The sequence below is a fragment of the Ruegeria sp. AO1 genome (assembly GCF_056535985.1).
In genome coordinates this window covers 1,641,729-1,655,223 of sequence record NZ_JBQFJC010000001.1, presented here as the reverse complement: position 1 = coordinate 1,655,223, position 13,495 = coordinate 1,641,729, and the positions used below count along the sequence as shown (strand labels likewise).

Annotated in this window: 15 protein-coding genes and 1 tRNA gene; 5 read left to right on the top strand and 11 right to left on the bottom strand. The window is 59.1% G+C overall.

Annotation, left to right across the window (positions count from 1 at the left end; all coding sequences use genetic code 11):
• The 4 genes from ACR3FB_RS08150 to ACR3FB_RS08135 form a co-directional block, all read right to left on the bottom strand.
• On the bottom strand, nucleotides 1-432 hold the full coding sequence (locus ACR3FB_RS08150) for a universal stress protein (protein WP_170641507.1): 432 nt from the start codon (nucleotides 430-432) through the stop codon (nucleotides 1-3).
• Entirely contained in the window at nucleotides 429-3,041 is a 2,613-nt protein-coding gene (locus ACR3FB_RS08145; protein WP_480564797.1) for a TRAP transporter permease, read from the bottom strand. Before ACR3FB_RS08145 ends, ACR3FB_RS08150 begins: the two co-directional genes overlap by 4 nt.
• A gap of 102 nt (nucleotides 3,042-3,143) precedes the next feature.
• A complete protein-coding gene (locus ACR3FB_RS08140; protein ID WP_170467054.1) occupies nucleotides 3,144-4,112 on the bottom strand; it encodes a TAXI family TRAP transporter solute-binding subunit in 969 nt (322 codons plus the stop codon).
• Nucleotides 4,113-4,515: 403 nt separating this feature from the next.
• A tRNA-Leu gene (locus ACR3FB_RS08135) sits at nucleotides 4,516-4,601 on the bottom strand.
• A gap of 145 nt (nucleotides 4,602-4,746) precedes the next feature.
• On the opposite strand from ACR3FB_RS08135, the gene ACR3FB_RS08130 reads away from it, so the two are divergent.
• Nucleotides 4,747-5,325, top strand: coding sequence for a YqaA family protein (locus ACR3FB_RS08130; RefSeq protein ID WP_170373645.1), 579 nt, complete (start codon nucleotides 4,747-4,749; stop codon nucleotides 5,323-5,325).
• Nucleotides 5,322-5,816, top strand: coding sequence for a disulfide bond formation protein B (locus ACR3FB_RS08125; RefSeq protein ID WP_480564800.1), 495 nt, complete (start codon nucleotides 5,322-5,324; stop codon nucleotides 5,814-5,816). The genes ACR3FB_RS08130 and ACR3FB_RS08125 overlap by 4 nt, the downstream gene beginning before the upstream one ends.
• On the opposite strand, the gene ACR3FB_RS08120 is transcribed toward ACR3FB_RS08125, so the two are convergent.
• On the bottom strand, nucleotides 5,786-6,373 hold the full coding sequence (locus tag ACR3FB_RS08120; protein ID WP_170458136.1) for an HNH endonuclease: 588 nt from the start codon (nucleotides 6,371-6,373) through the stop codon (nucleotides 5,786-5,788). The two genes, ACR3FB_RS08125 and ACR3FB_RS08120, sit on opposite strands and share 31 nt — an antisense overlap.
• Before the next feature lie 213 nt (nucleotides 6,374-6,586).
• Here ACR3FB_RS08120 and ACR3FB_RS08115 point away from each other — a divergent pair, with 213 nt between their 5' ends.
• Both ACR3FB_RS08115 and ACR3FB_RS08110 read left to right on the top strand, forming a co-directional pair.
• Nucleotides 6,587-7,192: an rRNA large subunit pseudouridine synthase E gene (locus ACR3FB_RS08115; protein ID WP_480564803.1), complete on the top strand. Its 606-nt coding sequence runs from the start codon at nucleotides 6,587-6,589 to the stop codon at nucleotides 7,190-7,192.
• Between the two features lie 32 nt (nucleotides 7,193-7,224).
• Nucleotides 7,225-7,650 (top strand): VOC family protein, encoded by a 426-nt coding sequence (locus ACR3FB_RS08110; RefSeq protein ID WP_480564806.1) that lies wholly within the window; start codon nucleotides 7,225-7,227, stop codon nucleotides 7,648-7,650.
• Nucleotides 7,651-7,655: 5 nt separating this feature from the next.
• Here the strand turns inward: ACR3FB_RS08110 and ACR3FB_RS08105 are convergent, their stop codons facing one another.
• Genes ACR3FB_RS08105 through ACR3FB_RS08090 form a run of 4 tightly spaced genes read right to left on the bottom strand, consistent with a single transcriptional unit; the run spans nucleotide 7,656 to nucleotide 9,752 of the window.
• Nucleotides 7,656-7,958: a putative quinol monooxygenase gene (locus ACR3FB_RS08105; RefSeq protein ID WP_480564809.1), complete on the bottom strand. Its 303-nt coding sequence runs from the start codon at nucleotides 7,956-7,958 to the stop codon at nucleotides 7,656-7,658.
• A complete protein-coding gene (locus tag ACR3FB_RS08100) occupies nucleotides 7,952-8,455 on the bottom strand; it encodes an N-acetyltransferase family protein (protein ID WP_480564811.1) in 504 nt (167 codons plus the stop codon). The genes ACR3FB_RS08105 and ACR3FB_RS08100 overlap by 7 nt, the downstream gene beginning before the upstream one ends.
• Before the next feature lie 2 nt (nucleotides 8,456-8,457).
• Entirely contained in the window at nucleotides 8,458-9,123 is a 666-nt protein-coding gene (locus ACR3FB_RS08095; protein ID WP_480564814.1) for an alpha/beta hydrolase, read from the bottom strand.
• Entirely contained in the window at nucleotides 9,120-9,752 is a 633-nt protein-coding gene (locus ACR3FB_RS08090) for a DNA-3-methyladenine glycosylase family protein (protein ID WP_480564817.1), read from the bottom strand. Before ACR3FB_RS08090 ends, ACR3FB_RS08095 begins: the two co-directional genes overlap by 4 nt.
• Before the next feature lie 97 nt (nucleotides 9,753-9,849).
• On the opposite strand from ACR3FB_RS08090, the gene ACR3FB_RS08085 reads away from it, so the two are divergent.
• Nucleotides 9,850-11,076: an MFS transporter gene (locus tag ACR3FB_RS08085; protein WP_480564820.1), complete on the top strand. Its 1,227-nt coding sequence runs from the start codon at nucleotides 9,850-9,852 to the stop codon at nucleotides 11,074-11,076.
• On the opposite strand, the gene ACR3FB_RS08080 is transcribed toward ACR3FB_RS08085, so the two are convergent.
• Together ACR3FB_RS08080 and cimA are read right to left on the bottom strand one after the other, a co-directional pair.
• Nucleotides 11,077-11,859, bottom strand: a complete 783-nt coding sequence (locus ACR3FB_RS08080) for a squalene/phytoene synthase family protein (protein ID WP_480564823.1) — start codon at nucleotides 11,857-11,859, stop codon at nucleotides 11,077-11,079.
• Nucleotides 11,856-13,490, bottom strand: coding sequence for a citramalate synthase (gene cimA / locus ACR3FB_RS08075; RefSeq protein WP_480564826.1), 1,635 nt, complete (start codon nucleotides 13,488-13,490; stop codon nucleotides 11,856-11,858). The genes ACR3FB_RS08080 and cimA overlap by 4 nt, the downstream gene beginning before the upstream one ends.
• Nucleotides 13,491-13,495 lie beyond the last annotated feature (5 nt).

Here is a 13,495-nt window from a genome sequence, read left to right as displayed (position 1 = left end):
CTACCGCACAACGTAGACCGAGACGTTTGCGTGCCGCACCACACGGGCGGCATTCGGTCCCAGAAGATAGTCTTTCAGGTCCGGCTTGTGCGCACCGATAACGATCAGGTCCGACCCTGCACTTTCTGCTGTTTTCAGGATCTCTTGATAGGCTGTCCCGGTGGCGACGACATGTCGGACGGAGGCATTACGCTCAGCGCCCAAGGTCGCCACGCATAGCTCGGTCAACTCAACCTGTGCCTGCTCCAACGCTTTTTCGTGGTGGTCTGCCTCGAAGAACCCCGAGACCCAGCTTTCACCATAGTCCGGCAGGACGGTCACCACATCCAGTTGCGCGCCGTCCATATTCGCCAGTGCGGCCGCTTTCTGCAATACAGGGCTGTCCAGATCACCATTGCTGATATCTACTGCGCAGAGAACCGATTGTGTCATGCCGCCACCTCTTCTTGTCTAGCGGCCCGGCCGCGTTGCAGGAAGGCGATCAGGCCCAACAAGAGCATCGCCGGGATATAGATCAGCTGTTTTGGAGGCTGACCGGACGGCAGGCTGACCGAGCTCAGACGCACCGCGTCATCGCCGTAATAGTCGAAAATGCCCAACTCATCCGCGACGGGCGAACCGAAAAGCGGCTCTTCGAGTTTGACCAATCCGTCCTCTTCCAACAGCAGCAGACCCATGGCGTCAACACGCGCGGCTCCGCCCTCTTCGTCGCCGACAGTAACGACAACGGTAGTGTCGGTCATCTCGAGCGTGTCGAAGTCAGGACCGCTGACAACAACGCGGACCTCGGTGCCCGGAGGCGTTTCTCCGATGGTTTCCACGAAGGCGGCTGGCTCGACTGAGCTAAAGGGTGGTGAGATGCGGTCCATGAAGAAGTCTGGCCGGAACAGCGCAAAGGCTACCGCGATCAGGGCAACGCTTTCGTAAATGCGGTTATGGGTCAGGAAATAACCCATTGTGCCCGCTGTGAAGACCAAAATCGCAATCGTAGCGAATATGGCGACGGTGATCCCTTCGACCCATGTCACGTCGATCAGCAGCAGGTCTGTGTTGAAGATGAACACAAACGGCAGCGCTACGGTCCGCAGGCTGTAGAAGAAGGCCGTGAAGCCGGTTCGAATCGCGTCACCACCGGACACGGCGGCCGCCGCAAAGCTCGCCAACCCGACCGGAGGCGTCACGTCCGCCATGATCCCGAAGTAGAACACGAACAGGTGAACCGCGATCAGCGGAACGATCAGCCCGCTTTGCGCGCCCAGTTCGACCACAACGCCTGCCATCAGTGAGCTGACGACAATGTAGTTCGCCGTTGTCGGCAGGCCCATCCCCAGGATCAGGCTGAGGATACCGACCATGATCAACATCAGGATCAGGTTGCCGCCCGATAGGAACTCGACCAGATCGGCCATCACTTGGCCCACACCGGTCAGCGTCACGGTGCCCACGATCACGCCCGCAGTGGCCGTGGCCAGTGCGATCCCGATCATGTTGCGCGCGCCGTCGATCAGGCCTTGCCACAGATCTGCAACACCGTCGATGAAGCGGTTGTAGACCTCGCTCTCTCCCCGGAAAATCGCTTTGAGTGGCTTCTGCGTCAGCAGGATCACGAACAGCAGCGCCGTTGCCCAGAAGGCGGACAGACCGGGTGATTTCTGCTCGATCATCAGGAAGTAGACCAGCACGATGATCGGCAGCAGATAGTGCAGACCGGCCTTGTAGATGTCCGCGATGACGGGAAGTTCAACCTCTTTGGCGTTGGGATCATCCGGCTCAAGATCCGGGACCTGCGCAGCAAGATAAAGCAGCGCTACATAGACCGCACAGACGATCAGGCTCAGCACCATGCCAGCGGCCGTTGGCACCATGCTGGTGACCGCTTCGACCGGGTATTGCGAGCCGTAGCATAGGCCAGCAAAGACGATGAAAAAGGACAGCATTCCGACCACGGTCCGCGCGAGGTGAACCTCACGGTTGCCCAGCGTCGGCATGTTCCGCTTCACGGCTTCCAGATGTACGATATAGACCAGCGCAATGTAAGAGATCGCCGCCGGCAGGAAGGCATGGGTGATGACCTCAACATAGGAAATGCCCACATATTCCACCATCAGGAAGGCTGCGGCCCCCATGACAGGTGGCATGATCTGGCCGTTCACGGATGAGGCGACCTCGACCGAGCCGGCTTGTTCACTAGAGAAGCCGACGCGTTTCATCAGCGGAATGGTGAAAGTACCGGTGGTCACAACGTTTGCAATCGACGAGCCCGAGATCAGACCGGTCGCCGCCGAACCAACAACAGCCGCTTTGGCCGGACCACCGCGCAGGTGGCCGAGGGCGCCAAAGGCCATCTTGATAAAGTAATTCCCTGCCCCGGCTTTATCTAGCAACGCCCCGAATAGCACGAACAGGAAGACGAATTTCGTCGACACACCAAGCGCGATGCCGAACACGCCCTCAGACGTGATCCACATATGGCTCATTGCTTTCTTCAGGCTCGCGCCTTTCCAGCGGATCACCTCAGGCACCCATTCGGACGAGCCGAAGAAGACATAGGCAAGGAAGATCGTCGCGATGATCGCCATGGCCGGGCCAAGCGCACGACGTGCGGCCTCGAACAGCAACAGCAACCCACCCAGCGCGACCCATTTATCGGTGTCGTCCGCCAGACCGCCCGCGTTCACGATCTTGTCGTAGAAGAAATAGCCGTAAAGCGCCACAAACGCGCCCAGAAGGCCCATGATCCAGTCCTGCACGGGGATATAGTTCCGAGGGCTGGATTTCAGCGCCGGATAAGCCGCAAATGCCAAAAACATCGCAAAGGCCAGGTGGATCTGGCGCGAGTTGTTGACCACGCTGCCGGGCAAAACGACGTTTGATACTGGCGAGGCCAAAACGACCTGAAACACCGACCAAAGCGCGGCGACAATCGCCAGAAATATCCCGACACTACCGACCGGGTTACGACCGCCGGCATCGGAAGAGGCTACAAGCTCCTGCAGCTCTTCTTCGGATAGCGGTCGGTTGGATTGCGTGTCGGAACTCATATAAATGTCTCCCCGTCATGTGGCCTTTTTGGCCTTATTTTTGCCCGTTCGATCCGGGCTTGGGTTGCAGGGCGCCCTTGGGCACCCTGCTTCAGGTCTGGTTTACTGAACCCAGCCTTTTTCTTTGTAGTACTTTTCAGCACCCGGATGCAGCGGAGCCGACAGACCGTCCGCGATCATCTCTTCCGGCTTCAGGTTTGCAAATGCAGGGTGCAGCTTTTTGAAGTCGTCGAAGTTCTCGAAGACCGAGCTGACAACTGCATACACAGCATCTTCCGACACATCTGCCGACGTCACGAAGGTTGCGCCCACACCAAAGGTGGTGGTGTCACCGTCCGAGCCACGGTACATGCCACCCGGAATGGTCGCGGTACGGTAGTACGAGTTGCCATCGATCAGGCCGTCAATCGCGTCGCCAGTGACGTTCACCAGAACGGAGTCACATGCGGTGGTCGCTTCCTGGATCGAACCCGACGGGTGACCAACAGTGTAGATCATCGCGTCGATCTGGTTGTCGCACAGAGCCGCCGACTGCTCGGCCGCTTTCAGCTCGGATGCCAGTTCGAAGTCGTCCAGAGTCCAGCCCATGGCTTCCAGAACGACGTCCATGGTACCGCGCTGACCGGAACCTGGGTTACCGATGTTAACGCGCTTGCCTTTGAGGTCTTCAAAGCTGGCGATGCCGGAATCGGCACGGGCCACAACGGTGAAGGGCTCGGGGTGTACCGAGAATACGGCGCGCAGATTTTCGAAGGGGCCAGCCTCTTCGAATTTCGATGTGCCGTTAAATGCGTGGTACTGCCAGTCGGACTGGGCCACACCAAACTCCAGCTCACCCTCGCGGATGGTGTTGATGTTGTAGACCGAGCCGCCGGTCGATTCGACCGAGCAACGTACGCCATGTTCCTTGCGGCCTTTGTTGACCAGACGGCAGATCGCACCACCGGTAGGATAGTACACGCCGGTTACGCCACCAGTGCCGATGGTGATGAACTCTTCCGCATAGGCGGCAGGCGCCATCATTGCAGCGGTCACAAACGCGCCGAGGCTAAGCTTGCTGCTGTTTTTCATTTAAGAACTCCCATTATTATGACTTGGGCGGGAAAAGGCTGACGCTTCCCTTCCGGGACCCGCATTGGGGATTGTGCCGATAGGTCAGATCAATCCGCATTGCAACAGGGCCAGCTGTATAGATTTTCCGATATCTCCCAACAGGTCCGAGGTTTCATTCAGATACGCTGAAAGTCAAGGCCAGCCCTTCAACAGAACGCCTCTCGCATCAGATATGAGGTTGTTTTCAAATCTTTCCCCATCGAGCGGCGGCTTCTAAGCCATTTGACCCGCAGCGAGGTAAAACGCATTTTATTCAGAGGATCGCGGGTTAAATGCCCAATAAGGGTGCACATGCGTAGCAAGACATCACCTGAAAAAGAAAAAACAGAGAGCAGGTTCCCCTAACCCTCTGTTTTTACATTGGTACCCAAGGCCGGACTCGAACCGGCACGGTATCACTACCGGGGGATTTTGAATCCCCTGCGTCTACCATTCCGCCACTTGGGCCACGGACATTGGATTAGCGTCCCTGACTGGGAAGGTCCAGAGGCAAAAACACACTGCCCCGTCGATTGTTGGCCGCACGGCAGTTGACCCTTCCGCACGCCCGTGGTTTGCCTGTCACGACCTGAGACGCGACTGTGAGAGTGTGATGCTGCGATCCCTGTATGACTGGACCATTCGGCTGGCCGAGCACCCTCATGCCCTATGGGCGCTTGCTGTCGTGGCCTTTATCGAAAGCTCGTTCTTTCCGATTCCGCCTGATGTTCTGATGATCCCGATGATTCTGGCGCGCCCCTCGAAGGCGTGGCTGATTGCAGGCGTGGCCTTGGTGGCCTCGGTCCTGGGCGGCATGCTGGGCTATGCGATTGGCGCCTTTGCCTATGAAAGCATCGGACAACCCATTCTCGAGTCAATGGGCAAGGCCGACGCGATGGAAGAGTTCAACACCCGCTTCAACGATTTCGGCTTCTGGGCCGTGCTGGCGGCCGGTGTGACCCCCTTCCCCTACAAGGTGATCACCATCATGTCCGGCTGGACCGGCATGCCGCTTGGTACCTTCATTGCGACCTCGATTCTGGCGCGTGCGTTGCGGTTCTTCCTTGTGGCAGGCCTGCTGTGGAAGTTCGGAGAGCCAATCCGGGATTTCATCGAAAAGCGCCTCGGGCTTATGTTCACCTTGTTCATCATCCTGCTGTTTGGTGGGTTTCTGGCGGTTAAATATCTATGACAAAACGATCAACTTACGTGATCCTGGCAGCCGGAGGGTCGGCGGCCCTGTTGTTGGGCGCCTGGGGATTTCAGCATATTGGCGGTCTCGCGCCCTGCAAAATGTGCATCTGGCAACGCTATCCCCATGTTGCTGCAGTCGTGATCGGCGCTCTGGCCTTGGTGCTGCCAAAACTCAACCCGCTACCACTGATAGGAGCCTTGGCCGCGATGATCACAGCCGGAATTGGCTTCTTTCACGCGGGTGTTGAGCAAGGATGGTGGGAAGGCCCCTCAACCTGCACCTCCGGCGACATCGGAGGGTTGTCGGCAGAAGAGCTGATGAACCAGATCATGGCAGCCCCGCTGGTGCGATGCGATGAGATTCCGTGGGAAATGTTTGGTCTGTCCATGGCCGGATGGAACGCAGCCATATCTGCGGTTTTGGTATTGCTCTGGCTGGCCGCGTGGCGGGCGAAGGCTTATGCCTCGTCCAGTTCCGCGTCCCAATAGAGGAAGTCGATCCAGCTGTCATGCAGGTGGTTCGGCGGGAATTTCCGTCCGATATTGCGCAAGGCCTCGGCATCGGGCTGACGCGGTGGTTTGCGCAGGTTCATGCCCGCCTGACGCAACGACTTGGAGCCTTTCCGCAGGTTACACGGGCTGCACGCGGCAACCACGTTCTGCCAACTCGTTACCCCTCCAGCGGCGCGCGGCACCACGTGGTCAAAGGTCAGGTTGTCCCGGCTTCCGCAATACTGGCAGCGGAATTCATCCCTCAGAAATAAATTAAAGCGCGTGAAGGCCACGCGCTTTCTGGGTTTTACATAGTCTTTGAGGACAACCACCGACGGTATTCGTATCTCGGTACTCGGGCTGCGGACCACTTCGTCATATTCAGCCACGATGTCGACCCTGTCCAACCAGGCCGCTTTGACCGCCTCCTGCCACGGCCACAGAGACAAGGGGTAGTAGGATAAAGGGCGGTAATCGGCATTCAAAACCAAGGCCGGATGCTGTTTGAGCATACCCGGCTCTCTTACAAAATCGGTCCTGAAGTCTCCGTCCATCACAGAATCGCTCCTCGCTCTCAGCTGCCCGTTTGTGACACCAGAGCGGAGAGCACCCGCTCCGGCCTTAAGATAACTATATATCGTGTTAAAACTCTGACAAGCCCTGAGTTTCCACAATATGTCGCAGACTGGGTAAGCCGAATCCGTAACAGACAGATGACAGTTATCCACAGGTTGCACACAGCGTGTTTTGCAGGCTATGGCGGAGGTATGAGCTGGTTCATTCGATTCAACAAACCCTTTGACGTGCTGACGCAGTTCACCGACCGCGCAAACGCCGAGTCGCCGCGTAGTACCCTGTCGGACTTCATCGACCTGCCCGGCGTCTATCCCGCCGGTCGGTTGGACCTTGACAGCGAAGGGCTGATGTTGCTGACCGACAATGGCAAGCTGCAGGCGCAGATATCAGACCCCAAGCACAAGATGGCCAAAACCTATTGGGTACAGGTCGAGGGCGAGCCGGATATGGCGGCCCTCAAGGCCCTGCGCGATGGGGTCGAGTTGAAGGATGGCCTGACCCGCCCCGCCAAGGTGCGGGAAATTGATGAGCCCGAAGACCTCTGGCCCCGCACCCCTCCAATCCGCGAACGCAAGGCCGTGCCGGACAGTTGGATTGAGCTGACGATTCGGGAAGGCAAGAACAGACAGGTGCGCCGGATGACAGCGGCGGTTGGTCTGCCGACCCTGCGCCTGATCCGCTGTCGCATCGGAGACTGGACGCTTGAAGGGCTCAAGACGGGTCAGTGGGACAGCCTGCCGATGCCGCAGATACAGGCTACGGCACAGCGCAAACGGGATCGACGCCCCCGACGGTGACAGACCACGCGGGTCGGGTTAGACTAAATCGCATGAAGGTGACACCCGAGATACCGGCCCCCTCTGCCATCTTGGAAGCGGCGCTTTATGTCGACGATCTAGACGCTGCTGAGCGGTTCTATGGTGAGGTTCTGGGGCTGGAACAGATACAGCGCATTGAAGACCGCCACGTGTTTTATCGGGTCGGAGCCTCTGTTCTGCTGATATTCAATCCTGAAAAGACCCAGCAGCCGTCACTGAACCCAGACCTGCCTGTCCCTCCGCACGGCGCGCTTGGGCCGGGGCATGTGTGCCTAGTCCTGACAAGGGATGAGATGGCTGCAATGCGAAAGCATCTGCTGGATTGGAACATCCCCCTGGATGCCGAGTTCGATTGGCCAAACGGCGCGCGGTCCCTTTACGTGCGCGATCCTTCTGGCAACTCAGTCGAATTTGCCGAAGGGTACCTTTGGGCCTGAAATTGTCAGCGCAAAGGCTGCTTTTCCCCACCCACAACGCGATAGATCTCACTTGAGATCAAACCGACCTCAGCCAATGCGGCTTGGAACGCCGCCATATGCGGGGCGGCGAAATGCGCCTCCAGCGACGCCTGATCCTGCCATTCCTCATAAACCCGGAAGAGGTTCGCATGGCCCAGTACCTGGCTGAACTCATAGATCAGGCAGCCCGGCTCTTTCACCGTTTCTGCGACCATCACCTTTGCAGCCTCGGCCGCCTTTTCCACATGATCGGCCGAGACTTCGACGGTTCCAGTGACAATCAACATGCATTGCCCTTTCCAAGATCAAAGCGTTTCGAAATTCGATTGACCGGTGTGCCATTCCGCAGTGGGCGGCCATAATCCACAGAATAGTCTTGGAACCCCATTTTTCCGTAGTAGCCAAGGCCCGGCGAATTGTCCGCGCGTATGGTGGCGTTGATCGCCTTGAACCCCAAGGTCGCCGCTGTTTTCGAGGTTTCTTGAAACAACGCACGCCCTGCACCACGCAATGGAGGATCGCGCCGGGTAAAGGTGGCAATATCCGCACAATCCTCGGGCAAGGCATCATGAGTTCCCAACCACTGAAACCCGGCCACCATGCCTTGGTCGTCCAAAGCGACATGACAGCAGATCTTATCGGCCCCTGTCAGATAGCTCTCTACAAACAACGCCTCCGAGAACGGAATTTCATGTGCGGTTGTCCCACCCGCCGCGATGATATCGTTGAGGATGCGGCAGGCGCCAGCCACATCCTCGGGCATCATGGGGCGAACCGCGATCATGCCTACAGACTCAGCTTGTCGCGCATGAAGGCCAGCGCCACGCTCAGGCCGTCCGGCGCGATGCCGTGGCCGGTGCCTTTCATGACATGGGCGTATATCTCTTTGAAATCAGCCGCTTGCAGGGCTTCGGCCGCCTCGGGCAACGATTGCGGAGGCACCACGTCATCTGCATCACCGTGGACCAAAAGGATCGGCATCCGGCTGACCGTTTCGTCTGGCAATAAATCCGGCTCCAGCAGACGTCCCGAGAACGCGACAATCCCAGCCACGGGGTCCTCACGGCGTGGGGCGACGTGCAAGCTCATCATCGTGCCCTGGCTGAACCCGAACAGTACGACCTGCTCGGGCAGCACGTCTTCGTCCACCATCAGCGCGTCAAGGAAGGCGTTGAAGTCGTCGATTGCCATCTCCATGCCGCGGCGCGCCTCTTCCTCGGACGAGCCGTCGATCCACGGGATCGGGAACCACTGAAACCCGTTTGGCATTCCGGGGATTTGTTCCGGCGCATCGGGGGCTACGAACAGAGTGTCGGGCAAATGCTCGCCCAATGGGTCGGCAAGGCCCAACAGATCGGCCCCGTTCGCCCCGTAGCCGTGTACGAACACCACGACCGAGCGTGTGTCACCCGAAACCGGCTCTTTCCTGAGCGCGTTCAAAACCCGTGTCATCTGATCCCTTCTCTTTGCTTGGCCACCCGGTAATAGGCCCACAAAACCCGCGCCGCAACCGACCGCCACGGAGACCAGGCCTCGGCCATCTGCCTGAGTTCCTTGTCCGTCGGACGTTTGGGTAAGTCGTAGAGAACGCGCGCGGCCTCTTGCAGGGCCAGATCGCCCGGAGCGATCACATCGGCGCGGCCAAGCGAAAACATGGCGTAGATCTCGGCGGTCCAGACACCGATGCCGGATACTTCGGTCAGAATCGAGATGACCTCTGCATCAGGCGCGTCGCGTAACGCCCTGTAATCAATGCGCGCTTCGGCCAGAGCACGGGCATAGCGGATCTTCTGGCGACTTAGCCCAACGGCCCGCAAATCCTCATCAGTCGCCCAAATGATCTTGCGCGGGCCGGTCAATTTCGCGTCCTGCAGTCGCTTCCAGATCGCATTTGCCGAGGCCACGCTGACCTGCTGACTGACGATTGCGCTCAACAATTGCGCAAAACCATCCGGTTTACGACGCAGAGGCAGCGGCCCCGTCTGTTCCATCGCATAGGCCATACGCGGGCAGGATTGGGCCAGCCACTCGGCCCCTTCGGACACACAGGCGTTGGTTTCGATGATGCGTCCGACGGACATGTGCGCTCCGGTGTTCTTAGTCACTTGCACGTTAGGGCGCTTTGCCGCGTATGCAACCCGCTTGTGCAAGCCGCAGATCGCCGATACGCATGGCGTCATGACTGTGATTTCAGAGACTCCGAACGACTATCAGGCCAAGCGCAACGTTGCAGTCCTTGTGGCAGCGCAAGCTGTTCTGGGCGCGCAGATGCCGATGATGTTCATTGTCGGAGGGCTGGCCGGCCAATCGCTGGCCACAAACGCCTGCCTTGCGACGCTGCCAATATCGCTCATCGTTCTGGGGTCGATGCTGGCGGCCACGCCTATCTCTGCGATCATGCAACGCTGGGGCCGCCGCGCCGGGTTTCTGGTCGGTACAACCGCCGGTGCGCTTGGCGGTTTGATCGGAGCATATGGTCTGTACCTGGGCTCTTTCCCGGTCTTCCTGATAGGTAGCCTGTTGACCGGCATCTATATGAGCGCACACGGGTTCTACCGTTTTGCGGCGGCGGATACGGCATCAGACGCGTTTCGACCCAAGGCCATCTCTTACGTGATGGCGGGTGGACTAGCGGCTGCCATTATTGGCCCGCAGATAGTCAAGCTGACCTCAACGGCCTATGTCATTCCGTTCCTGGGCACCTATCTGGCCGTGATCGGCATCAATGTCATCGGCTCGGCGCTGTTCTTCTTTCTCGACATCCCCACGCCTCCGCGCGCGAGCGAAGACAGCCCCAAAGGCCGGTCGCGGATCGAGATGTTGAAGACCACTCGGATCGCCGTCGCCATTATTTGCGCCATGGTGTCCTACGCGCTGATGAACCTCGTGATGACCTCGACCCCTCTGGCTGTGGTTGGGTGCGGATATACAGCCAATGATGCAGCAGATGTAGTTACTGGCCACGTACTGGCTATGTATATCCCCAGCTTCTTTACCGGCCACTTGATCGCCCGTTTCGGCGTTGAAAAGATCGTTGCGCTTGGCCTTGCCATTCTCGGCGCCGCAGGCGTCGTCGCCCTCCAAGGGGTGGAGCTTGGCAACTTTTTCGTCGCGCTGATCCTGCTTGGGATCGGCTGGAACTTCGGCTTCATTGGCGCGACCTCAATGCTAGCCGATTCTCATGACGTGAGCGAGCGTGGCCGGATGCAGGGCATGAACGACCTTCTGGTGTTTGGCGGCGTGACCTTTGCCTCGCTGGCCTCGGGCGGATTGATGAACTGCTCGGGTGGGTCCCCGGTCGAGGGGTGGACGGCTGTGAACCTCGCTATGGTCCCCCTCCTTACGCTGGCCGGTGGCGCGCTGTTGTGGCTCGTCATGCGTCCGGCCGAGCCTGACACGGTCTGATCACCAAGGGCCCGTGCTGACCGTCCACATCAGAGATATTCTGCGCCCGAGTTCCCCCTGCGAAAGATCCCCGCGCGCGACTCGTGCGGGAGTGGCCAGAACCCTCCGCAGAACCCACTCGGCCTGCCACCCGGCATAGAGCGCCGGGCGAGCAGCGCGGGAAACCTCCGATCGCCTGCTGCGCGCCGATTTCAACCGCCTCAGCGCAGTGTCCCCCAACGCGCGTACTCCGTCCTCAGTGCCGTCAAGCAAGGGAATCCGCCCTCGGGCCTCCAGTTCCGGAATGGCCCGAAACCAGTTTGCGACACCGACTGCGTAGCCGAAATCGCGCAAAACGCCCTCATCCGCAGCCCCGAGGGATTGCGCAGCGACTACCATCAACGTTCCAGCGCTTTGGTCGATGTACTTCTCGAAATGCTCTGTATCCTCGAACGGATCTCGGTAGATATCCCACCGCCTGACAGCCACATATTCATCCAGCAAACCGGCCAGATGTGGCGACAACACACGGGACAGAGGGGTCACCACCTCATGCCGCCGCACCTGTTGCCCTTCGGCAATCTCCTGCAGCGCATCGCGCCACCATTGCAGGCGCATTTCGGCAATCATCGCCTCTTGTGTGACCCATGGTGCGCGCGCAATTTCGGCATTCAACGCATAGATCGGAAACAGAACTGCCCGCGCTTCGACGGGGGACGCCATGGTGGCAAGAAAACGGTCCGGATCGGCCTTTTGCACAAGGGCCGCACAAGCCTTTACGTCTTCGTCAAAGACGGCGGTCACTCGGCCGCCGCTTTCCGATGCCCACTATCGCGGACCAGTTTCCACTGGATCGCCTCCAGCAGCGCTTCGAACGAGGCGTCGACTATGTTGGCACTTACACCCACGGTCGACCAATGCCGCCCCTGCCCGTCTTCGCTGTCGATGATGACGCGGGTCACCGCCTCGGTTCCGCCTTGGGTGATCCGCACTTTGAAGTCCACCAGCCGCATATCCGACAGCACCTGCGAATACTGCCCCAGATCCTTTGCCAGCGCCCTGGAGAGCGCGTTCACCGGCCCTCGGTCGCTGCCTTGGTCATCCACCGATTCACTGACCGAGAGCTTCTTTTCACCGTCCACTTTCACCACAACAACGGCCTCGGACAGGCTGACCATCTTGTTGTACTTATTCTTGCGGCGTTCAACGGTGACCTTGTAGCGCTTGACCTCAAAGAACTCGGGCATCTGCCCCAGCTCATCACGCGCCAGCAGCTCAAAACTCGCCTGAGCGGTATCGTAGGAATACCCCTCAGCCTCGCGCTGTTTGATCCGATCGAGAATACGGCCAAGGGCGGGATCGCCCTTTTCAACCATCAGGCCAGCGTCGTTCAGCCGTTTGCGCAGATTCGACTGCCCGGCCTGGTTCGACATCGGAATGATCCGCGTGTTCCCCACCGTCGCTGGGTCGATGTGTTCGTAGGTTGACGGGTCCTTGAGGATCGCACTCGCATGAAGCCCCGCCTTGTGCGCAAAGGCCGAGGCCCCAACGTAAGCCGCTTGCTTGCTGGGCACCCGGTTCAGGATATCGTCCAACATCCGGCTCACCCGCGTCAGACCGGCCAGAGCCTTCGGATCGACACCGATCTCGAACCCCGAGGCATAGGGCTCCTTCAATAGCAAGGTCGGGATCAGAGCGGTCAGGTTGGCATTGCCACAGCGTTCTCCCAACCCGTTCAGAGTGCCTTGGATCTGGCGTGCGCCTGCGTCGACAGCCGCCAGTGAACACGCCACGGCGTTTTCCGTGTCGTTATGGGTGTGAATACCCAGCCGATCCCCAGGCAGACCTGCGGCAATCAACTCGGACACGATGCGCCCGATCTCGGATGGCAAAGCACCGCCATTCGTGTCACACAAAACCACCCAACGTGCGCCCGCGTCCAACGCGGCCCGGCAGACCTCGGTCGCATAGGCCGGGTTGTCCTTGTAACCGTCAAAGAAATGCTCGGCATCGAACAGCGCCTCACGCCCCTGCGCCACAAGATGCGCGACCGAGGCCCGGACGTTCTCGACATTCTCCTCCAGCGAAATACCAAGCGCATGGGTCACATGGTAGTCATGGGATTTACCCACCAAACAGACCGCCTGCGTCCCGGCATTCATAACGGCCGCCAGCACATCGTCATTCTCGGCAGACCGTCCGGAGCGCTTTGTCATCCCAAAAGCTGTCAGCAGGGCCGAAGTCTTCGGAGCAACCTCGAAAAACGCGCTGTCCGTGGGGTTCGCCCCGGGCCAACCACCTTCGATATAGTCCACCCCCAGCTCATCTAAAGCCTGCGCAATCTGCACTTTCTCCGCCGTCGAGAACTGCACACCCTGCGTCTGCTGCCCGTCACGCAGGGTCGTGTCATAGAGATAGAGGCGTTCCTTGGTCATGGCTT